This window comes from Chromobacterium phragmitis, assembly GCF_003325475.1.
Lineage (GTDB): Bacteria > Pseudomonadota > Gammaproteobacteria > Burkholderiales > Chromobacteriaceae > Chromobacterium > Chromobacterium phragmitis.
This window is the reverse complement of record NZ_CP029495.1, coordinates 727,152-750,667: the sequence shown is the minus strand read 5'-3', so window position 1 is coordinate 750,667 and position 23,516 is coordinate 727,152. Positions and strand designations below refer to the sequence as shown.

Genomic DNA, 23,516 nt, shown 5'->3' with positions numbered 1-23,516 from the left:
ACTGTTTTGTTGCATTATTTCACTGGCAGTTTTGCCTTGACCGCGCGCATCATGGTGGCCTGCTTCTCCGCGCGGGGATGCAGGCCGTCCGGCTGGAAGGCGCTCAGGTCGCCGGCGAAGCCCTCGACCAGCAAGGGCAGGTAGGCCAGGCGGTTGCGTCGGGCCAAATCGTCATAAACGGCGCGGAACTCGGCGCCGTAGCGGGGGCCATAGTTGGGTGGCAGCGCCATGCCCACCAGCAGCACCTTGGCTCGGCTGGCCTGGGCCAGGTCTATCATCCGCTGCAGGTTGCGTCGCATTTCCGCCACCGGCAGGCCGCGCAGGCCGTCGTTGGCGCCCAGCTCCAGCACCAGCACGTCGGGCTTGTGGCGCGCGAGCGCGTCGGGCAGCCGCGACAGGCCGCCGGCGCTGGTTTCGCCGGAAACGCTGGCGTTGACCACCCTGTGGCGCGGCGCCAGTTCGCGGGCAAGCAGCGTCACCCAGCCCTGATCCGGCGCCAGGCCGTAGCCGGCGGACAGGCTGTCGCCGAATACCAGAACGGTGGCGCCGACGGCGGGCAACTGCCACAGCAGCAACAAGGGGAACAGCATTTTGCAGACGATAGAGCGCATGAACCATCCTGAAATAAAGAAGGCGGTGTTGGCCGCCAGCGAGTTGGCGAAACAAGTGCATTTCCGCGGCGACGTGCTGCATATCCTGCGCAGCGCCTCGCTGACGCTGTATCCGGGCGAGAGCGTGGCCATCGTCGGCACTTCGGGTTCGGGCAAGTCCACGTTGTTGTCGCTGCTGGCCGGGCTCGACCATCCCAGCGACGGCGAGGTGGCGCTGTTCGGCAAGCCGCTGTCGCGGCTCAGCGAGGACGCGCGCGCCTTGCTTAGACGCGACAAGGTGGGATTTGTTTTCCAGAACTTTCAGCTGTTGCCGCAACTGACCGCGCAGGAGAACGTCATGCTGCCACTGGAGCTGGCCGGGCGCAACGACGCGCGCGAGGCGGCGAGGAAGATGCTGGAGCGGGTGGGGCTGGCGGCGCGGCTGGGCCATTATCCGCGCCATCTGTCCGGCGGCGAGCAGCAGCGGGTGGCGCTGGCGCGCGCCTTCGTCATCCATCCGGGCCTGCTGTTCGCCGATGAGCCCACCGGCAACCTGGATCCGCACACCGGCCGCCAAATCATAGACTTGCTGTTCCAGCTCAACGCGGAGCAAGGCACGGCGCTGGTGCTGGTCACCCACGACAACGAGCTGGCCAGCCGTTGCGACGCCATCTACCGGCTGGTGGACGGCAAGCTGAACGGAGCGCGCGCGGAATGACCGTATCCGGACGTTTGGGATTCGTCAGCCGCTTCATCCGCCGCGAGCTGGCGGCGGGCGAACTGACGATTCTCGGCCTGGCCTTGTCGCTGGCGGTGGCGGCGATGAGCAGCGTCGCCTTTTTTTCCGACCGGGTGGAAAAGGCGCTGACCACCCAGGCCACCCAGCTGCTGGCGGCCGATCTGGTGCTGTCCGGCAACGCGGCGGCGCCGGACGCGGTGCGGGCCGAGGCGAAGCGGCGCGGCCTGCAGACCGCTGACAACATCACCTTTCCCTCCATGGTGTTCGCCGGCGGCCAGGCGACGCTGGCGCAATACAAGGCGGTGAGCGCCGGCTATCCGCTGCGCGGCGAAACCGCGGTGCGGCGAGCCGACGGGGTCGAACAGAGCGGCCGCCTGCAGCCGGCGCCCGGCACCGCCTGGGCCGACGCCAGGCTGATCAGCAGGCTCAAGCTGAAGCTGGGGGACGAGATCGGCGTCGGCAACGTCCAGTTGAAGCTGGACGGCGTCATCGTGCGCGAGCCGGACGGCAGCATGGACATCTACAATTTCGTGCCGCGGCTGATGTTCAACAGCGCCGATTTGCCGGCCACCGGCCTGGTGCAGGAGGGCAGCCGCATCCGTTGGCGCTTGCTGTTCGCCGGCGAGGACCGCCAGGTCGCCGATTTCCGCGGCTGGCTGCGGACGCACACGCCCAAGGGCTCGCGGCTGGAAAATGTGGAGGAGATGCGGCCGGAGATCCGCACCGGGCTAGAGCGCGCGCGGCGCTTCCTCGGCCTGACCGCGATGCTGACCGTGGCGCTGGCCGCGTCGGCGGTGGCGCTGGTGGTGCGGCGCTACCTGCAGCGCCATTGGCAGCAGGTGGCGGTGCTGCGCTGCCTGGGGCTGGGCTCCGGCGAGGTATGGGGGCTGTTCGTCGGCCTGTTCGCGCTGGTGGGGCTGTTGGCCGGCCTGCTCGGCACGCTGGCCGGTTTCGGCGTGCAACTGGGGCTGATGCGGCTGTTCAGCGGCTATGTCGGCGAGATTCTGCCCGATCCAGGCTGGCAGCCGTGGCTGATCGGCCCGCTGGCGGCGCAACTGCTGCTGGCCGGCCTGGCGCTGCCGCCCTTGATGGCCATCCGCGACGTGTCGCCGGCGGCGGTGTTGCGCAACGAGCTGCCGCCGACGCGCCAAGGCGTGATCGCGCCGGCGTTGGCGCTGGCCACGCTGCTGGGACTGGCTTCGTGGCAGGTGGGCGAGTGGTCGCTGGCGGGCTGGCTGCTGGTTTCGATGCTGGGTTTTCTCGCGGTATCCGGCGCCTTGGCGTTGGGGCTGGTGTTGCTGATGCGCCGCCTGCCGCGCGGCGGCAAGGTGGGCTGGCGCTTCGGCATCGCCAATCTGGCGCGGCGGCGCTGGCTCGCGGTGCTGCAGATCGCCTCGCTGTCGGTGGGGCTGATGGCGCTATTGACGCTGACCGTGGTGCGCGACGATCTGATCGGCGCCTGGCAGCGCAGCGTGCCGGCCGACGCGCCCAATAAGTTCGTGATCAATATTCAGGGCAATCAGCTGGATGCCGTGCGCGACGCCTTCGCGGCGACGGGACGGCCGCAGCCCGAGCTTGCGCCGATGGCGCGGGCGCGGCTGATCGCCATCAACGAGCAGCCGGTGCGTCCGGCAAGCTATGACGACGAGCAGGCGCGGCGGCTGGCGGAGCGCGAGTTCAATCTGTCATGGCGCGCCGATCCGCCGCCGGGCAACCAGCTGGCGGCCGGCAAGTGGTGGGACGCGGACAAGCGGGCGAAGCCGCAGTTTTCGGTGGAGAAGGGACTGGCCAAGCTGCTGGGCATCAAGCTGGGCGACACGCTGGCCTTCGATCTGGCCGGCGCCACTTACCGCGCCAAGGTGACCAGCCTGCGCGAAGTGCCATGGGACAGCTTCCGCGTCAATTTCTTCGTCATCGGCACGCCCGGCCAGTTCGGACGGCAGCCGGCCAGCTGGATCACCAGCTTCCGGCTGGAGCCGGCGGACGAGGACTTCGCCAACCAGCTGGTGGAGCGTTTTCCCAACATCACGGTGATCGATGTGGGCAGCATCCTGGCCGAGGTGAGGGCGATGGTGGACAAGCTGTCGCGCGCGATCGAGGCGATGTTCTTGTTGGCGCTGGCAGCCGGCGTGCTGGTGTTGTGGGCATCGCTGGCGGCCACTCGCGACGAACGGCTGGCCGACGTAGGGTTGATGCGGGCGCTGGGCGCGTCGCGCAAACAGGTGCGCAGCGTGGTGCTGGCCGAGCTGGTGTGGCTGGGCGCGGTGGCTGGCCTGCTGGCGGCGCTGGGCGCGATGGGAATCGGCGCGCTGGCGGCGGTGAAGCTGTTTTCGCTGCCTTTGCTGCTCAACTGGTGGCTGCCGCCGCTGGGCATGGGGGCGGGCGTATTGGTGGTGACGCTGGCGGGCTGGCCGCTGGTGGGCAAGGTGACGAGAACGCCGCCGCTGACGGTGCTGCGCGCCATAGGCTAGCGGCGGGACAAGCGGGACGAACCCGCGGAAGGAGAAGCGATGGACGAAATGGTGTTGGCGGCGCTGGCCAAATGGCCGAACGTGCCGGCGGTGTTCGGCTGGCTGCGCCTGGACGCGCGCGGCCAGTGGTGGATCAAGGACGCCAGACTGCAGCATGAAGGCATGGTGGATTTCTTCAACCGAAATTACAGCCGCGACGGCCAGGGCCGCTGCTATGTGCAGAACGGTCCGCAGAAAGTGTATGTGCAGCTGGACGCCGCTCCGCTGGTGGCCCGCCGCACGCCCAAGGGCTGGAGCACGGTGCCTTACGACGACGACGCGCCGGCGAGGGCGGCCTGGCTGACGCCGGACGGCATGCTGTTGCTGGAAATAGGGGGGGAGCTGGCGGCGGTGGACGACCGCGACCTGGTCGCGGTGCTGGAGGAGGCGCTGCCGGACTGGGACGGCGACGCGGCGGTTCTGCCGGAGGCGCTGGCGCTGGGCGGCGCCCGGCTGCCGTTGGCCGGCGAGACGCTGGCGGCCCTGCACGCCCGCTATGGCATTGTCGCCAGGCCGCGTTAGCGGATATGCCGGAACGACAAAGCCCGCCTGGATGGCGGGCTTTTTGTCGGGGATCAGGGCAGGATGGGTTCGGCTCTGACGCCCACCAGCCGCTTGCGGCCGGCCAGCATGCCGACGCAGAAGGCGGCGGCGGCGATCAGGCTGAACAGCAGCGCCAGCGGCCAGGTCTCATGGCTGTGACCGCGGATCAGGCCGACGGCGAATGGGCCCATGGAAGCCAGCATATAGCCTATGCCTTGGGCCATGCCCGATAGATGGGCGGCCACGTGCTGATCCGGCGAGCGATGAGCCAACAGGCTCAGCGCGGTGCTGAACAGGCCGCCTTGGCCGAAGCCCAGCAGCGCCGCCCACAGGATCAGGCTGTCGGTGGGCGCGTACAGCATGCCCAGCAGGCCGGCGATCACCATCAGCAGCGTGACGACGATGGGCGGGCGCTGGTTGCGGCAACGGTGGGCCAGCATCGGCACCAGCAAGGAGGCCGGCACCTGCACCATGGTGGACAGCGACAGCATCAGCCCGCCCTGCATCGCGGTCAGGCCTCTATCCATCAGGATGGACGGCAGCCAGCCGAACACGATGTAGGCCAGCGACGATTGCAGGCCCATGAACAGCGTCACCTGCCAGGCCAACGGGTCGCGCAAGATGCCCTGGACGCGCCATTGGCCTTGGCCGGCGGCATGCCGGGTGTTCAATTGCGGCCACCATACCGCCAGCGCCAGAATCGCCGGCAGCGCCCACAGCGCCAGCGCTGGCCGCCAGTCGTGGCCGAAATGCTCGGCCGCGGGCACGGTGAAGCCGGCGGCCAGCGCCGCGCCCAGGCACAGCGCCATGGTGTAGACGCCGGTCATCAGGCCGGCGCGGTTGGCGAAATCGCGTTTGACGATGCCGGGCAGCAGCACGCCGATCACGCCGATGGCGGCGCCGGCGAGCGCCGAGCCGGCGAATAGTCCGAACAGGCCCAACTGGGTGCGCAGCAAGATGCCTGCGGCCAGCGCCACCAGCACCAGCGCGATGGTTTTTTCGCTGCCCAGGCGGCGCGCCAGATGCGGCGCCAGCGGGCCGAAAATGCCCAAGCAGGCTACCGGCAGCGTGGTCAGCAGGCCGGACAGCGCGGGGCTCAAGCCGCTGTCGGCGCTGACCATGGCCAGCACCGGGGCCAGGCTGGACAGCGCGGGCCGCAGGTTCAGCCCCACCAGCACCAGGCCCAGCAGCAACAGCAGCGCGCGGTTGCGATTGGCGGGCGCGGCGGCGGCCGGCATGTCGTCGTTTATCAATAGCTCGTCGGCAATCGCTTGCCGGCCAGGGCTTTCTTCTCTCATGGCGTTTCCTTATTGTTGTTTATCCAGCAGGCGATCCAGCGCGGCCAGCAGCGGCCGGGTGATCGCGGCGGCGGCCTGGCCGGCGGCGTCGGGTTGGCGCTGACGGATGGATTCGAAGATGGCGGCGTGCGCCTCGTAGCCGGGGTCGGGCAGCGCCTCGTCGCGGATGGAGTCCTGCACGCTTTGTCGCACCGCGTCGGAAAAATAGCGGTAGAGCCCTGCCAGCGCCTGATTGCCGCAAGCGTCGGCGATGGACAGGTGGAAGACGAGGTCCCGCCGCGCGTAGTCCTCCGTCGTTTCCCCCTCCCGCGGCGCCAACCCGTCCAGCGCCGCGGCGATGCGGGCGACGTCGTCGTCGGCCGCGCGCTCGGCGGCCAGCCGGGCCGCGCTTTCCTCCAGCAGGCAGCGCACCTCCAGGTGCTCGCGCAGGCTGGCGCGGCTGATCGCGCGCATCGCCGCGCCGGGATTGACCACGGCGCGCACATAGGTGCCGTCTCCCTGGCGCACTTCCAGCAAGCCGGCGTACAGCAATACCCGGATCGCTTCGCGCACGGTATTGCGGCTGATGCCCAGTTCCTCCGCCAGTTCCGGCTCGGTGGGGATGCGGCAGCCCACCGGCCAGCGGCCGGTGCTGAGTTGCTGCCCCAGGCTTTCCAGGGCGATGTCCACCAGAGAGCGTTTGGCGGCGGCGGGATTCATGCGGATTCTCCAAAACATCCAATCATCCGATGAATTGTACCGGCAAAGGAAGATACAGGCAAAGTCAGGACGATCGAGACCGGCCGGCGGGCAAACCAAGGCGCTTGGGATGGCGGATGCCCGCCGATGGGAGGTGCGAGGCTCAGGCGGTGGCGGAAAAGCCGCTGCTATTCGACAGGCCTAGCCCCTGGCCTACCAGCAAGGCGTTCAGCGCGTAGGGCGCGCCTATGGAGTACACCAGCGCGTACATCGACAGCGCGCTGATCTGCTGAGCGGACAGCATCGAGTTCTGCGAGGGATAGCTGAGCAGGTTTTGCAGATTGTAAGGGAAGGTGTTGGGCGTGGGTTTGGTGTTGGTCACCAGTTGGCGGCTGCGCAACTGGGTCTGCAGCGCATTGGTCTCGTTCACCAGCGTGCCGTTGCCGTAAGAGGTATAGCTGTTGGCCAGCGCGTTCAGAGACTGGGCGACGGTGTAGAGCAGATTGGCGGTGCCGGCGGAGTCTCCGTTGTAGGCGGCTTGCAGCGAAGTGACGTTGAGGCTGAGCGTGCCCCCCAATCCATACTGCGACGGACTTTGATAGGTCAGGCCGATCTGGCTCAGCATGGTCAGCAGCGAGCTGCCGTTGTTGTAGCTGTTTTGCGCCTGCTGATTCAGCAATTGCGGCAACTGGGCGGCGATGGGGTCGTTGCGCCGGCTGACCTGGTTGCCCAGCAGGCCGTTGATCGAGCCCTGGGCGGTGTTGAACGCGCTGGCCAGCGATTGGGCATTGGTGTTGAGCTGGCCGAAGTCGACATTGACCGAGATATTGCTGCTGCCGGTGGCTAGCAGGTTGGCCGACACGCTGCTGCCCAACTGGATGCCGAAGTTGCTGGCGCTGGAGCCGGATGCGCCGTTGACGGTGTAGCTGGCGTTTTGGGCCGCCTGGGTCTGGGTCAGGTTCTGGCCGCTGCCCACCGCCTGGGTCTGATCGAAGGCAAGCCGGGACAGGCCGTTCTGGTCGGTGTTGTTGCCGTCGTTGTCGCTGACGGTGATGCGGAAATTGTTGCTGGCGCCGGTGCTGGCCTGGCTGATCTGCAGTTGGTAGTTGCCGGACGAGTTCTGCACGACATTGGCCACCACGCCTGCGCCGGCGCCGTTGATCGCGCTGGCTATGCTGGACAGCGTGCCATTGCTGATATTGACCGTCACCGAGCCTGTGGAGGTGAAGCTGGTGGCAGAGGTGGGGCTGGTATAGGCGTAGCTGCCGGTGGCGATGGTCAGGCTGCCGCTGCCCACCACGGTAGTGCCGCTGTCGGACAGCGAAAAGCTGCTGGCGGCGCTTTGCGCCTGCGCCAGTTGCGACACATTGAGCAGATAGCTGGCGTTTTGCGCGCCGGACGAGGTGCTGACGCTGGCCACGGCCGGGTTGCTGCTGCTGGCGGTGCCGCCGCCGAAGCGGATGGATGGGGCGTAGATTTGCTGCAGGCTGTTCTGGAAGGTGTTCAGCACCGACATCAGCTGGCCCAGCATGGAAAGCTCCACCTGGATGGGGTCGGTCGGGGCGGACGAGGTGGAGGAGGCTGCCGAGGTGGAGGAGCCCAGCAGCAGGCCGCTGGACAATAAACTGCTCAAGTTTGGCAGCACGCTGTCGAAAGACGAGAAAGCAGGGTTGTATCCAGACAGCGAATTCATGGCCCAGCACTCACAAGTCGCACCTTGTTTGAGTGTAGATCATTGCGCGCAACTTATTGTAAGCAATGATTTTTTCGCCATGGAAAAACGAAACGGCATGGGTGATCCATGCCGTTTGCGCGGGAGGGGCTGGCTTACTTGGCCATCGAGTCCTTCACGCATTTTTTGGCGAAGCTCTGCTTGGCGGCGCCGGCCAGCTTTTTCTCGGCGGCTTTGGCGTCGCAGGTCTTCTGCGCCGCGGCCGTGTCTTTTTCGCACTTCTTCAGGAAGCTTTGCTTGGCGGCGCCGGCCAGTTTCTTCTCGGCGGCCTTGGCGTCGCAGGCGGCGTCGGCCAGCGCCAGGTTGGCGCTGAACAGGGCGAGCGCGGCGAGCAGCAGGGGTTTGCGCATGGTGAAAGTCTCCAGTGTGGGCCCGCGGCGCGGGCGGATGTCATTCCGATTGTTTTTGTCGGGCGTTCAGCCAGTAAACGATGCTCAACGCCGCCAGTGAAAACAGCAGCAACATCAGCGCCAGCTGGTGCGCCGCGCCGTAGTTGGCCTGCTCTACCTGATTGTACAGCGCGATCGATATCACGCGCGTTTCGCCGTCGATATTGCCGCCTATCATCAGCACCACGCCGAACTCGCCCACCGTATGGGCGAACCCCAGGCAGGCGGCGCTGAGCACGCCGCTGCGGCAGGAGGGCAGGATGATGTGGCGCATCCGCTGCCATCGTCCGGCCCCCAGCAGCAGCGCGCTTTCCAGCTCTTCCTTTCGGACGGCGCGGAAGCTGGCCAGCAGGGGTTGCAGCACGAAGGGCAGGGAGTAGAGGATGGAGGCGAGCACCACGCCGGGGAAGGTGAAGGCGAGGCCGGGCAGGCCGAGAGAGGCGGTCAGTTTGCCCACCGGGCCATGCGGGCCGAAGGCAAGCAGCAGATAGAAGCCCAGCACCGTCGGCGGCAGCACCAGCGGCAGCATGGCGCCCGCCTCCATGAAGGGGCGCAGGCGCGAGCGGCTGTGGGCCAGCCACCAGGCGCAAGGAATGCATAACGCCAGCAGCAGCAGGGTGCTGATGCCGGCCAGGCGCAGAGTCAGCGCGATCGCGCTCCAGTCCGCTTCGCTCACGGCTTGAAGCGGTAGCCGGCTTGGGCCATCAGCGCGCGCGCCTGCTCGCCCTTGAGGTAGGCCATCAGCGCGGTCGCGGCCGGGGTGGGCTTGATCAGCAGCGCGTCCTGGCGGATCGGCTGATGCAGTTTTTCTGGCACCAGCCAGTAGCGGCTGTGTATGCCTTGCTCCAGCAATTGGGAATAGGCGACAAAGGCGAAGTCGGCGCCGCCGACATCGGCGAACTGCATGGCCTGGCCGATATTGTCGCCGGTCAGCAGCTTGGGTTTCACCGCCGTTTCCAGCTTCAGCGCGGCCAGCGTTTCCATCGCGGCGCGGCCGTAGGGCGCGGTGGCCGGATTGGCGACGGCCAGCTTGGAGAAGTCGCCCCGGCGCAGCGCGGCCTCGCCGGCGTCGTCGCGCTGTTTGCTCCATAGCGCGAGTTGGCCGTAGGCGTAGGTGAACTGGCTGGATGCCTGGCCGAAGCCGGCTTTGGCCAATTCGGTCGGGCGCTCGTCGTCGGCGGAGAGGAATACCTCGAACGGCGCGCCCTGGCGAATCTGCGCCGCCAGCTTGCCGGACGCGCCGGCGCTGGCCTTGATGTCGTGGCCGGTGGCGGCCTTGAAGGATTTGGCGATCTTGTCCAGCGTCTGCTGGAAATTGCTGGCGACCGCCACTTGAACGGTGTCGGCCAGGGAGAGCGGGGAGAGGATCAGGCACAGCAGGGCTAGGCGCAGACGCGGCATGGGGCGCTCCGGTGAGGGATGGGATGCGCCATTATGCTGCCAAACGCAGAAGCCTAGCCAGCCGCCCGCTCCGCCGGTTTGAACTGCAGCAATTGCTGCCAGTCGCAACCCAGCAGATCCTGCCAGTCGTCGCCGCGGTCATGCTCCTGCCCGGCTGCTGGCGACTGAAGGTTGACGCCGCCGCCCAGCAGCCTGCCGTCCATCGAGTCTTCCAGCTGCACCACGCTGGCCACCTGCTCCAGATAGGCGGCCAGGCCTTGGACCAGCGGCGATTGGCTATTGATTGGCCGGCCTGGGCTGGGCGAAGGTTCGATGCCGGGAACCGGCAGCACCAGCCGCAGCCTGGCGATGCCGGGGCCGGCTTCCGCGGCTTGCGGCAAGGCGGGCAGCCACGCGCGCAGCAGCGCCTGCAGGCGCAGGTTGAGGCTGTGGCCAAGGGCGGTGGAGACCAGCTGCCAGCGGCCGTCGCGGCGTGTGTCCAGCAGCCACAGCGGCTCAAGCAGCAGCCCCTGGTAAGCATGGAGCAATTGCGGCGATCCGGCGTAGACGAACTGGCGGCTGTGCCGGCCCTGATGGAAGCCGGGCGCGGCAGCCCGGGCAGCGCCGCCAGTGCGGCGGCGCGCCACCCGGCACAGCTCGTTCCAGGCCACCAATGCGCATCCGAGATTGAAAAAGGGTTTCATCGCGAGTTTCGCCCAAGCCGCGTTTGGTTTATGCAAAGTAAAAGGAGCAGCCGGCGCCATGCCGGCGATCTAGGCTGAAAAATAGGCAAAAACCGGCCAATGACTATTGATTTGGCGCAAACTACCCGGCAGGCGGCCGGCGCATGCTGTCATGTCGGACAGCCTCGCTTGCTGGTATGATTCCGCCTTCCGTCGCCGCGGCGGCCATCAATCTGGATTTGCGAAGCCATTAAATGAAGAAGATTTTCCGACTTCTGTTGTTGCTGCTGCTGGGCGCGGCGGCTTGGCTGGCCTGGAACGCGCTGTCGCCGGTGGCGATGCCGGACGGCGGCTACAAGCTGCTGGTGGGGCCCAATCGCACGATGAAGCAGATCGCCCACGCTTTGGAAAAGGATGGTGCGATCCGCAGCAGCCAGCTGATGGTGGCGCTGTCCCGCCTGTCGGGCGCCGACCGCAAGGTCAAGGCCGGCCTGTATCGGCTGGAGGGACGGCAGTCGATGCTGGACGTATTGGACCGGCTGGTGCAGGGCCATCCGGACGAGGCCAGCCTGACTTCAATCGAAGGCTGGACCTTCCGCCAGCTGCGGCAGGCGATGGACCGCAATCCGGACATCAAGCACGATTCGCAGAAGATGAGCGACGCCGCGTTGATGGAGAAGCTGGATCTGGCAGGCATCAATCCCGAAGGGCTGTTCTTCCCCAGCACCTATTTGTTCACGCCCGGTTCGTCCGATATCGATCTGTTCCGACAGGCCTTCACCACGATGGCGCAGCAGCTGGAGGCCGCCTGGTCCGCGCGGCGGACCGATCTGCCTTACCGCACGCCATACGAGCTGTTGATCATGGCCAGCCTGATCGAGAAGGAAACCTCCAGCGAGGCCGACCGTCCCATGGTGGCGGGCGTGTTCGTCAACCGGCTGAAGAAGGGCATGCGGCTGCAGACCGACCCCTCGGTGATCTATGGCATGGGCAAGGGTTACCAGGGCAGCATCGGCAAGGCCGACCTGCGCCGGGATACGCCGTACAATACTTACACCCGCGCCGGCCTGACGCCGACGCCGATTTCGATGCCGGGCAAGGCCGCGCTCTACGCGGCGGCCCAGCCGGCCGAAACCGACGCGCTGTACTTCGTCGCCCGCGGCGACGGCAGCTCTCAGTTTTCCAGCACCCTGGACGAGCACAACCAGGCGGTGCGCAAATACATTCTGAAGAAAGGCCAGCAATGAGCAGCGCGCAGCAGGTCCGACGCGGCCGTTTCATCACCTTGGAGGGCATCGACGGCGCAGGCAAGAGCACCCATCTCGCCTTCATCCGCGACTGGCTGGCGAATCGCGATGTCGATGCCGCGTTCACCCGGGAGCCGGGCGGCACGCCGTTGGGCGAGAAAATACGCGAACTGCTGCTGGCCCCGGACACCGTGGTCTCGCTGGATGCCGAGGCGCTGCTCGCCTTCGCCGGCCGCCAACAGCATATCTCCGAGGTGATCGAGCCGGCGCTGGCCGCCGGCCGCTGGCTGGTGTCCGACCGCTTCACCGACTCCACTTACGCGTTTCAAGGCGGAGGCCGCGGCGTGCCGTTCGAGCGCATCCGCGCGTTGGAGGAGTGGGTGCAGCGCGGTTTGCAGCCGGATCTGACCCTGCTGTTCGACTTGCCGCTGGAAGTGGCGGCCGGCCGGATGTCCGGCACCCGCCAGCTGGACCGCTTCGAACAGGAGGCGGCCGATTTCCATCAGCGCGCGCGCGACGCCTATCTGCGGCGCGCGGCGGCGGAGCCACAACGCTTCGCGGTGCTGGACGCCAGCCGCGGCATCGACGAGATCCAGGCCGATATCGCAACCCACCTGCGACACCTGCTGGAGCGCCGCTGATGTTGTATCCATGGCAGGACGGGGACTGGAGGCGGCTTGCCGCCGAGCGCGAGCGGATGCCGGGCGCCTGGCTGTTCACCGGCGGCGCCGGCATCGGCAAGCGGGCCTTCGCCGAGCATCTGGCGCAGTCGCTGTTGTGCGAAAGCCCGGCCGCAGGACACCAGCCTTGCGGCCAGTGCCAGGGCTGCCGCTGGTTCGCCAGCGGCACTCATCCGGATTTCCGCCGCCTGTCGCCGTTCGCCGACGAGGAAGATGAGGGCAAGGAGGCCAAGACCACGCGCAAACTGCCGCAGATCAAGATCGAGGCGGTGCGCGAGGTGATCGATTTCGCCCATCTGACCGCTCACCGCGCCGGCCGGCGGGTCATTCTGGTGGAGCCGGCCGAGAACCTCAATCTGGCCGCCGCCAACGCCTTGCTGAAAATCCTGGAGGAGCCGCCGGAGTCGGTGCTGTTCCTGCTGGTGTCGCACTCTCCGCAACGCCTGCTGCCGACGATACGCAGCCGCTGCCGCCAGTTCGCGCTGACCCGGCCGGCCGGGAGCGCCGCCCTGGCTTGGTTGCAGGAACAGGGCGTGGCCAATGCCGAGGTCGAGCTGGCGCACAACGGCGGCGCGCCCTTGTTCGATCACGACCCCGAGCTCGCCGCGCTGCGAGGCCAGTTCGTCCGCGGCCTGGGCCAGCCCAGTTTCGCCGGCATGCTGCAACTGGCGGAGCTGGCGGACAAGAACAAGCAGCTGTCGTTGCTGCAGCCGTTGTCCTGGCTGCAGAAATGGCTGCATGACTTGGCGGCGCTGTGCCTGGCCGGCCGGGTTCGCTATTATCCAGATCAGGAAAGGACGCTGGCCGCGCTGGCGCCGCGCTGCGACGCCATCCAGCTGATGGCGTGCCAGCAGGCGCTGACCGCGCTGGCGCCGTTTTCGCAACATACGCTGAACAACCGCCTGCAGCTGGAGGCGGTGTTGATGGACTACTTGAAGATCTTCGCCGGCGGCAAGGCCGGCTGAGCGCGATAAAGGGCCTCGCATGGACGCAGCCAACAACCGGCCGGACTTGAACAATCCCAACCGCCCCGGGGTGCTGTCGCTGCACATCAAGGAGCGCAGCGCGCTGTTCGCCGCCTACATGCCCTTTCTGCGCAACGGCGGCATTTTCATTCCCACCAACAAGGAAATGCAGCTGGGGGAGGAAGTCTTCCTGCTGCTGACGCTGATGGAAGACCCGCAGCGCATCGCGGTGCAGGCCAAGGTGGTGTGGATCACGCCGGGCGGGGCCAACAACAGCCGGGTGCAGGGGGTGGGCGTGGAATTCGTCTCCGGCGACGCCGGCAAGCAGGCCAAGGACAAGATCGAGGCGCTGCTGGGCGGCGTGCTCAACTCTAGCCGCCCCACCCATACCATGTGAGGCCGGGGCGCACGTGATATCCTGTCGGCCGGATTCACGTTTTTTCTGCCGCCGACCATGTTGATCGATTCCCACTGCCACATCAATTTTCCCGACCTCGCCGAGCGCATGCCCGATGTGCTGGCCAATATGCGCCAGAACCAGGTGACCCACGCGCTGGTGATAGGCGTCAGCCGCCCCAAGTACCCGCAGGTGTTGGCGCTGGCCGAAACCCACCCCAATCTGTACGCGACGGTGGGGGTGCATCCCGACGACCCGGAGGCCGAGGAGTACAGCGAGGACGAGCTGGTCGAGCTGGCCGCGCACCCGCGGGTGGTCGGCATCGGCGAGACCGGGCTGGATTATCACTGGTGCAAGGGCGACCTGGCCTGGCAGCATGAGCGGTTCCGCACCCATATCCGCGCCGCCAAGCGCGTCGGCCTGCCGCTGGTGATCCACACCCGGGAGTCGGCCGCCGACACCATCCGCATCATGCGGGAGGAGCATGCCGAGCAATGCGGCGGCGTGATGCATTGCTTCACTGAAACCTGGGAGGTGGCCGAAGCGGCATTGGCGCTGGGTTTCTACATTTCCTTCTCCGGCGTGGTGACTTTCAAGAACGCCAAGCAGGTGCAGGAAGTGGCGCAGAAGGTGCCGCTGGAGCGCATGCTGGTCGAGACCGACTCGCCTTACCTCGCGCCGGTGCCGTTCCGCGGCAAGACCAATGAGCCCGCCTATGTGCGCCACGTGGCGGAGTGCGTCGCCCAGCTGCGCGGCATTCCCTTCGATGAAGTGGCGCGGGCCAGCACCGACAATTTCTTCCGCCTGTTCGCCAAGGCGAAACCCTGAACGGAGAGCCGGCCATGCGCATGCTTCGCCTCGCCTTGATTTCGCTGCTGTGGGGGGCGTCGGCTCTCGCCAACTGCGTCAATCTGAACGGCCGCAGCTATTGCGCGCAGCCGGGCGGCCAGGCGGTGGTGCACCAGGGGCAGGCTTATTGCGGCGCGGGCGCCTGCGTGTCCGATGAGTTCGGCAATCTGTTTTGCTCGCCTTATCCCGGCGGCGGGGTCATCCGCGCCCGCGGCAGTTTTTATGCCGGGCCGGGACTGTGCGTGTTGGGGCCGGATGGCGCGCCGCATTGCGCGGCCGCGCCAGGCGGCGGCTGCGAGATAGGCCCTGGCGGCCAGCCGGTTTGCGCCGGCGGTTCGACGGCGACGCCGGCGGCGCGGGCGCAGCTGTGCCAGTGATCAAGCGAGGAGTGTCGTGAGCGCTTTAGAAGTCACCATTCTGGGCTGCGGTTCCAGCTCCGGCACGCCGGCGATAGGCTGCGGCTGCCCCACTTGCCAATCGGACGACGTCCGCAACAAGCGCACCCGCGCCAGCGCCTATGTGCGCGTCGGCGAGCTCGGTTTTCTGATCGACACCGGGCCCGACCTGCGCCAGCAGGCGCTGCGGGAGGGCGTGCGCCAGCTGGACGCGGTGCTGTACACCCACCCGCATGCCGACCACCTGAACGGCATCGACGATCTGCGCGCCTTCTGTTACCTGAAAAAGGGGCCGATTTCGCTGTACGGCAACGAGTTTACCATCTCCAATATCCGCGAGCGCTTTGGCTACGCGCTGCTGCCGCCGTCCAAGATGTGGGACAAGCCGGTGCTGCTGCCTGAAACGGTGAGCGCGCCTTTCCTGCACCAGGGCGTGGCCTTGACCCCCATTCCCTTGCTGCATGGCAGCTGGCCTTGCCTTGGGTGGCGGATAGGGAGCATGGCCTGGCTGACCGACCTGTCGAAAATTCCGGACGACAGCCTGCCCTTGCTCGAGGGGCTGGAGCTGTTGTTTCTCGATTGCCTGAACGATGATCCCTATCCCTCGCATCTGTCAGTGGACGAGGCTTTCGCATGGGCGGAGCGGATAGGCGCGCGCCGCACTGTGTTGATCCACATGACGCACAAGCTGGAATACCGCGCGCTGAGCGAGCGCTGCCCGCCAGGCGTGGAGGTGGGCTACGACGGCTGGAGGGCGACGCTGTCGTTTGAATGATGGTCATCATGTTAAAAAACATGATCACTATCAATAGCTTGCGATGGCTACTTTTTCAGCGGAATCTTCTGGTCCAGCACCGCTACCGCGGTGATGGCGTTGTCGGGGCTGCCGTCCACCAGCTTGTCGGAATAGGTGAGATAGGTCAGCACATTGCGCTTGGCGTCCACGATGCGCACCACCCGCACGTGCTTGAATACGAAAGACGCGCCTTCCTTGAATACCTGCTCTTGAGGCGGAACGGGGCCGCTGAAGCGGATGGGGCCGACTTGGCGGCAGGCCACCGAGAAGCGGGACGGATCCTTGGCCAAGCCCAGGGCCCCCTTGTAGCCGCCGGTCTTGGCCCGCGACACGTAGCAGGCCACGCCTTGCACCGAAGGGTCGTCGAAGGCCTCCACCACCACCTTGTCGTTGGGGCTGAGCAGCTTGAACGTGGTGGACACTTCCCCCACTTCTTCCGCCAGCGCCGGCAAAGACAGGCAGGCGAGCAGCAGGGCGGTTGTTTTCATCTTCATCCGGCATTCTCCGCATGCGGGCGGCGGCCGCGGAGCGCGGCCGCCTGGCCAGGATTGTAGGCAAGCCTGGTCCGGGCCTCAATCTTTGCCCGCGCGGGCGCGGAAGACAGCCATCTCGTCGGCGACGAAGTATTCGATCATGGTGCGGTAAACCGCCGCCGTCAGCGCGGCGTCCGCGCCCAGCTCGCCGGCCAGCCGCTCCACCCGGCGCATCACCTGATCGACGCGCCTGCCGCCTTCGACTTCCTCTCGGCTATGCTTGAACGCCGCGGCCTGGCGCACGTAGATGCCGCGCTCGGCGATCAGCGCCACCAGCGCGCGGTCGACGCGATCTATCTGCTCCCGGACTTCATCCAGATCCTGGCACTGGTAAATCTGTTCCATGGCCATCCTCGATCAGTAGTAGTTGAGGCCCATCGCCGCCTTCACCTCGGACAGCGTGCGCGCGGCGATGTTGCGTGCGCGGCGGGTGCCGTCCTTCAGCATGTCCAGCACGGCGGCGGGGTCCTTGGCGTATTGCTCGCGGCGTTCGCGTATCGGGGCCAGCATGTCCTGCAGGCAATCTTCCAGGTGCTGCTTGATCACGGTGTCGCCCAGGCCGCCGCGGCGGTAATGCTCTTTCAGACCCTGCACCAGCGCCTGATCCGGGTGGAAGGCGTCCAGATAGGTGAAGACCACATTGCCTTCCACTTGGCCCGGGTCGGCCACCCGCAGATGCTTGGGGTCGGTGTACATCATCTTCACTGCCTGGCGGATGTCATCGGGGCTGGCGGACAGCGTGATGGTGTTGCCCAGCGATTTGGACATCTTGGCTTTGCCGTCGATGCCGGGCAGGCGGGAGCCCACTTCCGGCACCACCGCCTTGGCCTCAACCAGCACGGGCTGGTCGACGCTGGCGTTGAAGCGGCGGACGATCTCGTTGGTCTGCTCGATCATCGGGATCTGGTCTTCGCCCACCGGAACCAGGGTGGCCTTGAAGGCGGTGATGTCGGCGGCCTGGGCGGCGGGGTAGGTGAGGAAGCCGGCGGGGATGTCGCGCTCGTAGCCGCGCTGCTTGATCTCGTCCTTGATCGTTGGGTTGCGTTCCAGCCGCGCCACGGTCACCAGATTCAGGTAGTAGGATGCCAGCTCGGTCAGTTCCGGCACCAGGCTCTGGATGAAGATGGTGCTCTTGGCCGGGCTGATGCCGACCGCCAGATAGTCCAGCGCCACCTGCAGCACGTTGTCGCGCACTTTCAGGTAGTTGCCCATATTGTCGGTCAACGCCTGGGCGTCGGCCAGCAGCAGGAATTGCGCGCAGCGATCCTGCAGGAGGACGCGGTTGCGCAGCGAGCCGACATAGTGGCCCAGGTGCAGTTGGCCGGTGGTGCGGTCGCCGGTCAGGATGATGTCTTGCGTGGTGATGGTGTCCAGATTCATGTCGCTCTCCGTGGGGTTCGGGGAGTTTGCCGACAGGGTGGCCTGGGTGAGGTGAGGCTGTAAGAACAAACCCGGGGCGCCTTGTCGGCAGCCTCCGGGTTTTGCGTGCGCGTTCGCCGGTGCCGCCTAGTAGAGGCGCCACCACCAAAATCGGATTGCGAAAGCGGGTGCGGTATTCATGCCTTCATCTGAACACGGCGCGGATGCCGACGTCAAGCCCGGCGCGCGTCAGTGGCGCGAGCCGAGGTCGCTGTCGGCGGTAGAGCCTTCCAGCTGACGCGTCAATTCGTCGCAGACCGCGATACGCCCGTCGCGGATGATGAAGTGGGCCAATACCTGGAATAGCGGGGTTTCGCCGTTTTTCTTGTGGACACGCACTTGGTGGTGGGTGAGCACGCTGTCGGCGTCCTGGGCCACCGCGAGGAAGTGCACTTCCATTTTCTCCACCACCTCGCGTTGCTTGCGCAAGTGGGCGCGGAAGTGGTCCAGATCCAGATCGCGGCCATCCACGTGCTGGCGGTAATCGGGGCTCATATAGCGCAGGATGGCGTCGTCGTCGTTGCGGCCGGCTTCGATCAGCTCGGCGAACATGCCGCGGACGAGGGCCAGCGCGTCGTTTTGTTTGTTCATGAGGTTTCTCCTGGGTGGTGGCGCGGATGCGCTGTTGCGATGGAGAAACTGTAAAGGCTTTACGAATGATTCGTTATCGCTATAAATTCAAACTATGTCTTTATCGGATCAAGTTGTGCGCGAGCCCCCATTTCGTTGTCTGGCCTTGACGGCGGTTTCCCGCCAAGGAGAGCGCAGCCACGCGCATCCTGCCGGACAGCTGATCTTCTTGCGGCGCGGCGCGATGCTGTGCCAAAGCGCGTCGCTGCGCTGGCTGCTGGCCGCCGGCCAGGCCGGCTGGATACCCGCCGGCGTGGAGCATAGCGCGGAAGCGGTGTCGGATTTGGAAGGTATCGCGGCGTATGTCGACGGCGCGGCATTCGAGTCTGCGCCGGAGCGGGTGTTGATCGCGCCGGCTACGCGGCTGCTCGGTCCGATGCTGGAGCGGATGCTGGCTTACGAGGCGTTGGCGTGGGAGGGAAAGCGGAGCCGGCTGGCGCAGGTGATTGTCGACGAGTTTTCGCAACTGGAGAGCCTGCCTCAGCGGCTGCCGTTGCCGGACGAGCCGCGGCTGAGGCGCATGTGCCAGCAGGTGTTGGCAAGCCTGGATCGGCCGTGGACGCTGGATGCGCTGGCGGCGGAGCATGGCTTTTCGAGGGCGACGTTGACTCGGATGTTCGCCCGGCATGTGGGCTTGTCGTTCGGGAACTGGCTGTTGCAGGCCAGAATGCTGGCCGCCGTCCAGGCGCTGAACGCAGGCAGCGAGGTGGGCGCGGCGGCCTTAGCCGTAGGCTATCAATCCTTCAGCGCGTTTTGCGCGGCGTTCCGTCGCCACCAGGGTGTGACGCCTGGCGAATTCCAGCGTGCTCAGTCCTGCGTCTGACAGCAGCGAGAAAGGCTTAGTGGGCTGGGAGTGGGGGGAAGGCTCGAATTGGGGATGATTCAAGATGCGGCGGAACAGCATTTCCGCCTGCTCGCGCTGGCTGGTGCTTTGCCCGAAGCCGGCGGAGTCCACGCCATTTACGCGCAGGGGCTGGGTCCGGCGAGAATCGGCGATGGGCGGCAGGTTGAAGTCGGGCAGGTTCATGGCGCTCTCTGGCGGTAATATTCACAATATTTGAGAGCGAATAATTGCTATTGTTCTTGAATTGACAGAAATTTTACAAATAAACAATGGCATAGCCTGAGATCATGCCTTGCTTGCATGGCATGGCCGCGGGTTGAGGGCGGAGGAAACGATGGCAAGAGAAGAGAAAATGGGCGGGCTGGTGTATTCGACCGAGCATGGGCGAATGTGCCCCGCGTGCCGGCTGCCGTTGGCGCAGTGCGGATGCAAGGCGCAGCTTTCGCCGGCCGGGGATGGCGTGGCCAGGGTATCGCGCGAGACCAAGGGACGCGGCGGCAAGGCGGTGACGGTGGTGAAGGGCGTGCCTTTGATCGGCGAGGCGCTGGCCAAACTGGGAAAACAGCTGCGCACCCGCTGCGGCAGCGGCGGCACGGTCAAGGACGGGGTGCTGGAGATTCAGGGCGACCACGTGGAGACCGTGGTCGCCGAACTGCTGAAGCAGGGTTTTCAGGCGAAGAAGGCCGGCGGCTGACCGGTCCAGCGCTTAGAACTTACGGCCCAGCGCCGCCTTGTGCATGATGGTGGACGCGATCTCTTCGATCGATTTATGGGTGGTGCTGATGAAGGGCACGCTGTGGTGGCGGAACATCGATTCCGCCTCGTTCACCTCGCGGCGGCAATTGTCCATGCTGGCGTACTTGGAGTCCGGCCGCCGCTCCGAGCGGATGTGGTGCAGGCGGTTGGGGTCGATGGTGAGGCCGAACATCTTGTCCTTGAACGGCAGCAGAATCTTGGGCAGCGTCGGGCTGCCCAGGTCTTCCGGCGTCAGCGGGTAGTTGGCTGCGCGGATGCCGTACTGCAGCGCCAGGTAAAGGCAGGTGGGGGTCTTGCCCGAGCGGGACACGCCCACCAGGATCACGTCGGCTTCGTCCAGATCCTTCAGCTTGACGCCGTCGTCGTGGTTCAGCGAGAAGTTCACCGCCTCGATCCGGTGGTCGTATTTTTCCTCGTTGACCATGCCGTGGGCCTTGCCCACCGTCAGCGTCGCTTTTTGGCCGATCTCGGCCTCCAGGTGTCCGATGAAGGTTTCGAAGAAGTCGATCAGCACCACGTTTTCCAGCCGCAGCGCTTCGCGCACTTCCGGATTGACGATGCTGGTGAAGACCAGCGGGCGCAGATGGTCGCGCTCCGCCACCTCGCTGATGCGCTGCGCCAGCGCCTGGGCTTTTTCCACGGTGTCGACGAAGGGCACCGTCTCGCGCTGGAAGTCCAGGCTGTCGAACTGGGTCAGCAGGGTGTGGCCCAGCGATTCGGCGGTGATGCCGGTGCGGTCGGAAATGAAAAAGGCGGAGCGGTGGTGCGGCATGGGGGGACCTTGCGGGTGGTGGGTTTGTCTGTTGGAAAGTGTATACCGGCGCGGGCGGCGGCGATATGGCGGGATTCGGTTCGTTTTCTTCATGTAATCATAAAATTACATGACAATTAACTAATAAGAATGATCATTTTCAAAACAACTGTTTGATTGTATTGATTTTGTCGATCGTGCTGTCGCAAAAAGTCTTGTGCAGCGCAAAAGATGCTACGCAATTCGCACGTAATTCGGCTAGAATGCGGCCCATCGTCCCAATCCCAACACAGGAAGTGAAGTGATGGCAGACAACTACGTCATCTGGTTCGAGAAGCTGCGCATGACCGACGTGGAAGAGGTAGGCGGCAAGAACGCCTCCCTTGGTGAAATGATCAGTCAGCTGGCGGGTTCCGGCGTTCGTGTTCCCGGCGGCTTTGCCACCACCGCCCAGGCGTACCGGGATTTCCTGCAGCACAATGGCCTGGCCGACAAGATCAATGCCGCGCTGGCCAAGCTCGATATCGACGACGTCAGCGAACTGGCCCGCGTGGGCAAGGAGATCCGCCAGTGGATCATCGACACCCCGTTCCCGGCCAAGCTTGATGCCGACATCAAGGAAGCCTGGGACAAGATGGTGGGCGATGCCGGCGGCGCCGACATTTCCGTCGCAGTCCGTTCTTCCGCGACCGCGGAAGACCTCCCCGATGCCTCGTTCGCAGGCCAGCAAGAAACCTTCCTGAATATCCGCGGCCTTGACAATGTCAAGGATGCGATGAAACACGTTTTCGCCTCCCTCTACAACGACCGCGCCATTTCCTACCGCGTGCACAAGGGCTTCGCCCACGACGTGGTGGCCTTGTCTGCCGGCGTGCAGCGCATGGTGCGTTCCGACGAGGGCGCCGCCGGCGTGATGTTCACCATCGATACCGAATCCGGCTTTGAAGACGTGGTGTTCATCACCGCTTCCTACGGCCTGGGCGAAACCGTGGTGCAAGGCGCCGTGAACCCGGACGAGTTCTACGTGCACAAGCCGACGCTGAAGGCCGGCCGCCCCGCCATTCTGCGCAAGACCATGGGCTCCAAGCTGATCAAGATGGAATTCACCGACGCGTCGCAAGCCGGCCGTTCGGTCAAGACCGTGGATGTGGCGCCGGAACTGCGCAAGCAATTCTCGATCAGCGACGCCGAAGTGGCCGAACTGGCCCAGTACGCGCTGATCATCGAAAAACACTACGGCCGCCCGATGGACATCGAGTGGGGCCGCGACGGCCTGGACGGCAAGCTGTACATCCTGCAGGCGCGTCCGGAAACCGTTAAGTCACAGGAAGACCGCAAGGACACCCTGCGCCGCTATCGCCTGAACAGCAAGTCCGACATCCTGTGCGAAGGCCGCGCCATCGGCCAGAAGATCGGCCAGGGCGTGGTGCGCACCATCAAGGACGCGTCCGAGATGGATCGCGTCAAGCCGGGCGACGTGCTGGTGACCGACATGACCGACCCGGACTGGGAACCGGTGATGAAGCGCGCCGCCGCCATCGTCACCAACCGCGGCGGCCGCACCTGCCACGCGGCCATCATCGCCCGCGAGCTGGGCATTCCGGCCGTGGTCGGCTGCGGCGACGCCACCGACGTGCTGAAGGAAGGCATGCAGGTCACCGTGTCCTGCGCCGAGGGCGACACCGGCAACATCTACGACGGCTTGCTGGACGTGGAAATCATCGACCTGGAACTGGACAAGATGCCCAAGGCCCCGGTCAAGATCATGATGAACGTCGGCAATCCGGAACTGGCTTTCGACTTCGCCCAGCTGCCGAACGAGGGCGTGGGCCTGGCGCGGATGGAGTTCGTCATCAACCGCCAGATCGGCATCCATCCGAAGGCTTTGATCGAATTCGACAAGCTGAAGCCGGAACTGAAGGAAACCATCGCCGAACGCATCGCCGGCTACGCCAGCCCGATTGACTTCTACGTCGACAAGATCGCGGAAGGCGTGTCCACCTTGGCCGCTGCGTTCTACCCGAAAAAGGTCATCGTGCGCATGTCGGACTTCAAGTCCAACGAGTACGCCAACCTGATCGGCGGCCAGCTGTACGAGCCGCATGAAGAAAACCCGATGATCGGCTTCCGCGGCGCAGCGCGCTACGTGGCTGAATCGTTCCGCGATTGTTTCGAGCTGGAATGCCGCGCCATCAAGAAGGTGCGCGACGTGATGGGCCTGACCAACGTGGAGGTGATGATCCCGTTCGTCCGCACCCTGGCCGAAGCCGAGAAAGTGGTCGAGATTCTGGCCGCCAATGGCCTGAAGCGCGGAGAAAACGGTCTGCGCCTGATCATGATGTGCGAGCTGCCGACCAACGCGGTGCTGGCCGACAAGTTCCTGCAGCACTTCGACGGCTTCTCGATCGGCTCCAACGACATGACTCAGTTGACGCTGGGCGTGGACCGCGACTCCGGCGGCCCGATCGCCTCCACCTTCGACGAGCGCAACGAGGCGGTGAAGGCGATGCTGCACATGGCCATCCAGGCCTGCCGCAAGCATGGCAAGTATGTCGGCATCTGCGGCCAAGGCCCGTCCGATCACCCGGACTTCGCCAAGTGGCTGGTGGAAGAGGGCATCGAAACCGTGTCGCTGAACCCGGACACCGTGGTGGAAACCTGGCTCTATCTGGCCAAGGAACTGAACCGCTAAGGCTGTCGGCCTCCATGGCC

The 23,516-nt window shown here is 65.6% G+C and carries 27 protein-coding genes; 14 read left to right on the top strand and 13 right to left on the bottom strand.

From position 1 onward, the window contains the following. Positions 1-14: 14 nt before the first annotated feature. The gene (locus tag DK842_RS03745; protein ID WP_232538584.1) at positions 15-611 is read right to left on the bottom strand and encodes an arylesterase; all 597 of its coding nucleotides are present in this window, start codon (positions 609-611) and stop codon (positions 15-17) included. Between DK842_RS03745 and DK842_RS03740 the strand changes: the two genes are divergently transcribed. The 3 genes from DK842_RS03740 to DK842_RS03730 are packed head-to-tail and all read left to right on the top strand — an operon-like array spanning position 610 to position 4,361. Further along, on the top strand, positions 610-1,308 hold the full coding sequence (locus DK842_RS03740) for an ABC transporter ATP-binding protein (RefSeq protein ID WP_114060157.1): 699 nt from the start codon (positions 610-612) through the stop codon (positions 1,306-1,308). The two genes, DK842_RS03745 and DK842_RS03740, sit on opposite strands and share 2 nt — an antisense overlap. Then, positions 1,305-3,800 carry an ABC transporter permease gene (locus DK842_RS03735; RefSeq protein ID WP_114060156.1) on the top strand — a complete coding sequence of 832 codons (2,496 nt, stop codon included), beginning with the start codon at positions 1,305-1,307 and terminating at the stop codon, positions 3,798-3,800. Before DK842_RS03740 ends, DK842_RS03735 begins: the two co-directional genes overlap by 4 nt. Positions 3,801-3,839: 39 nt before the next feature. Beyond that, the gene (locus tag DK842_RS03730) at positions 3,840-4,361 is read left to right on the top strand and encodes a DUF2946 family protein (RefSeq protein WP_114060155.1); all 522 of its coding nucleotides are present in this window, start codon (positions 3,840-3,842) and stop codon (positions 4,359-4,361) included. Between the two features lie 53 nt (positions 4,362-4,414). Here the strand turns inward: DK842_RS03730 and DK842_RS03725 are convergent, their stop codons facing one another. The 7 genes from DK842_RS03725 to DK842_RS03695 form a co-directional block, all read right to left on the bottom strand. Continuing rightward, positions 4,415-5,680, bottom strand: coding sequence for a CynX/NimT family MFS transporter (locus tag DK842_RS03725; RefSeq protein WP_114060154.1), 1,266 nt, complete (start codon positions 5,678-5,680; stop codon positions 4,415-4,417). Positions 5,681-5,689: 9 nt separating this feature from the next. Next, positions 5,690-6,379, bottom strand: coding sequence for a FadR/GntR family transcriptional regulator (locus DK842_RS03720; protein WP_114060153.1), 690 nt, complete (start codon positions 6,377-6,379; stop codon positions 5,690-5,692). Between the two features lie 142 nt (positions 6,380-6,521). After that, positions 6,522-8,051 (bottom strand): flagellar filament capping protein FliD, encoded by a 1,530-nt coding sequence (gene fliD / locus DK842_RS03715; protein ID WP_114060152.1) that lies wholly within the window; start codon positions 8,049-8,051, stop codon positions 6,522-6,524. 134 nt (positions 8,052-8,185) lie between these two features. Then, positions 8,186-8,440 (bottom strand): hypothetical protein, encoded by a 255-nt coding sequence (locus DK842_RS03710; protein ID WP_114060151.1) that lies wholly within the window; start codon positions 8,438-8,440, stop codon positions 8,186-8,188. A gap of 40 nt (positions 8,441-8,480) precedes the next feature. Further along, a complete protein-coding gene (gene modB / locus DK842_RS03705) occupies positions 8,481-9,155 on the bottom strand; it encodes a molybdate ABC transporter permease subunit (protein ID WP_114060150.1) in 675 nt (224 codons plus the stop codon). After that, positions 9,152-9,880, bottom strand: coding sequence for a molybdate ABC transporter substrate-binding protein (gene modA / locus DK842_RS03700; protein ID WP_114060149.1), 729 nt, complete (start codon positions 9,878-9,880; stop codon positions 9,152-9,154). The genes modB and modA overlap by 4 nt, the downstream gene beginning before the upstream one ends. A 53-nt stretch (positions 9,881-9,933) precedes the next feature. Next, a complete protein-coding gene (locus tag DK842_RS03695; protein WP_145963963.1) occupies positions 9,934-10,563 on the bottom strand; it encodes a hypothetical protein in 630 nt (209 codons plus the stop codon). A gap of 233 nt (positions 10,564-10,796) precedes the next feature. Between DK842_RS03695 and mltG the strand changes: the two genes are divergently transcribed. Genes mltG through DK842_RS03660 form a run of 7 tightly spaced genes read left to right on the top strand, consistent with a single transcriptional unit; the run spans position 10,797 to position 15,850 of the window. Further along, on the top strand, positions 10,797-11,789 hold the full coding sequence (mltG, locus tag DK842_RS03690) for an endolytic transglycosylase MltG (RefSeq protein ID WP_114060147.1): 993 nt from the start codon (positions 10,797-10,799) through the stop codon (positions 11,787-11,789). Beyond that, positions 11,786-12,430: a dTMP kinase gene (gene tmk, locus DK842_RS03685; RefSeq protein ID WP_114060146.1), complete on the top strand. Its 645-nt coding sequence runs from the start codon at positions 11,786-11,788 to the stop codon at positions 12,428-12,430. Before mltG ends, tmk begins: the two co-directional genes overlap by 4 nt. After that, on the top strand, positions 12,430-13,434 hold the full coding sequence (locus DK842_RS03680; RefSeq protein WP_114060145.1) for a DNA polymerase III subunit delta': 1,005 nt from the start codon (positions 12,430-12,432) through the stop codon (positions 13,432-13,434). Before tmk ends, DK842_RS03680 begins: the two co-directional genes overlap by 1 nt. A gap of 19 nt (positions 13,435-13,453) precedes the next feature. Next, positions 13,454-13,831 carry a PilZ domain-containing protein gene (locus DK842_RS03675; protein ID WP_114060144.1) on the top strand — a complete coding sequence of 126 codons (378 nt, stop codon included), beginning with the start codon at positions 13,454-13,456 and terminating at the stop codon, positions 13,829-13,831. Positions 13,832-13,888: 57 nt separating this feature from the next. After that, positions 13,889-14,659 (top strand): TatD family hydrolase, encoded by a 771-nt coding sequence (locus DK842_RS03670; RefSeq protein WP_114060143.1) that lies wholly within the window; start codon positions 13,889-13,891, stop codon positions 14,657-14,659. A gap of 14 nt (positions 14,660-14,673) precedes the next feature. Next, positions 14,674-15,057: a hypothetical protein gene (locus DK842_RS03665; RefSeq protein ID WP_114060142.1), complete on the top strand. Its 384-nt coding sequence runs from the start codon at positions 14,674-14,676 to the stop codon at positions 15,055-15,057. Positions 15,058-15,073: 16 nt separating this feature from the next. Then, positions 15,074-15,850: an MBL fold metallo-hydrolase gene (locus DK842_RS03660; RefSeq protein WP_114060141.1), complete on the top strand. Its 777-nt coding sequence runs from the start codon at positions 15,074-15,076 to the stop codon at positions 15,848-15,850. A gap of 47 nt (positions 15,851-15,897) precedes the next feature. Here the strand turns inward: DK842_RS03660 and DK842_RS03655 are convergent, their stop codons facing one another. The 4 genes from DK842_RS03655 to DK842_RS03640 all read right to left on the bottom strand — a co-directional run bounded on the left by DK842_RS03655 (position 15,898) and on the right by DK842_RS03640 (position 18,414). Then, positions 15,898-16,365 carry a CreA family protein gene (locus DK842_RS03655; protein WP_232538583.1) on the bottom strand — a complete coding sequence of 156 codons (468 nt, stop codon included), beginning with the start codon at positions 16,363-16,365 and terminating at the stop codon, positions 15,898-15,900. A gap of 78 nt (positions 16,366-16,443) precedes the next feature. Then, on the bottom strand, positions 16,444-16,749 hold the full coding sequence (locus tag DK842_RS03650) for a chorismate mutase (protein WP_114063589.1): 306 nt from the start codon (positions 16,747-16,749) through the stop codon (positions 16,444-16,446). A gap of 12 nt (positions 16,750-16,761) precedes the next feature. Continuing rightward, positions 16,762-17,784, bottom strand: coding sequence for a tryptophan--tRNA ligase (trpS, locus tag DK842_RS03645; protein WP_114060140.1), 1,023 nt, complete (start codon positions 17,782-17,784; stop codon positions 16,762-16,764). 228 nt (positions 17,785-18,012) lie between these two features. After that, complete coding sequence (locus tag DK842_RS03640) at positions 18,013-18,414, bottom strand: nuclear transport factor 2 family protein (RefSeq protein ID WP_114060139.1); 402 nt, start codon at positions 18,412-18,414, stop codon at positions 18,013-18,015. A gap of 115 nt (positions 18,415-18,529) precedes the next feature. On the opposite strand from DK842_RS03640, the gene DK842_RS03635 reads away from it, so the two are divergent. The 3 genes from DK842_RS03635 (at position 18,530) to DK842_RS03630 (ending at position 19,991) form a co-directional block, all read left to right on the top strand. After that, complete coding sequence (locus DK842_RS03635; RefSeq protein WP_168191797.1) at positions 18,530-19,276, top strand: AraC family transcriptional regulator; 747 nt, start codon at positions 18,530-18,532, stop codon at positions 19,274-19,276. 54 nt (positions 19,277-19,330) lie between these two features. Further along, the gene (locus DK842_RS23310; protein ID WP_168191796.1) at positions 19,331-19,498 is read left to right on the top strand and encodes a hypothetical protein; all 168 of its coding nucleotides are present in this window, start codon (positions 19,331-19,333) and stop codon (positions 19,496-19,498) included. Positions 19,499-19,631: 133 nt separating this feature from the next. Then, positions 19,632-19,991 (top strand): translation initiation factor Sui1, encoded by a 360-nt coding sequence (locus tag DK842_RS03630; protein WP_114060137.1) that lies wholly within the window; start codon positions 19,632-19,634, stop codon positions 19,989-19,991. A 12-nt stretch (positions 19,992-20,003) separates the two neighbouring features. Here the strand turns inward: DK842_RS03630 and ppsR are convergent, their stop codons facing one another. Next, on the bottom strand, positions 20,004-20,825 hold the full coding sequence (ppsR, locus tag DK842_RS03625) for a posphoenolpyruvate synthetase regulatory kinase/phosphorylase PpsR (RefSeq protein WP_114060136.1): 822 nt from the start codon (positions 20,823-20,825) through the stop codon (positions 20,004-20,006). A gap of 283 nt (positions 20,826-21,108) precedes the next feature. Between ppsR and ppsA the strand changes: the two genes are divergently transcribed. After that, complete coding sequence (gene ppsA, locus DK842_RS03620) at positions 21,109-23,496, top strand: phosphoenolpyruvate synthase (RefSeq protein ID WP_114060135.1); 2,388 nt, start codon at positions 21,109-21,111, stop codon at positions 23,494-23,496. The last annotated feature ends 20 nt before the right edge of the window (positions 23,497-23,516 follow it).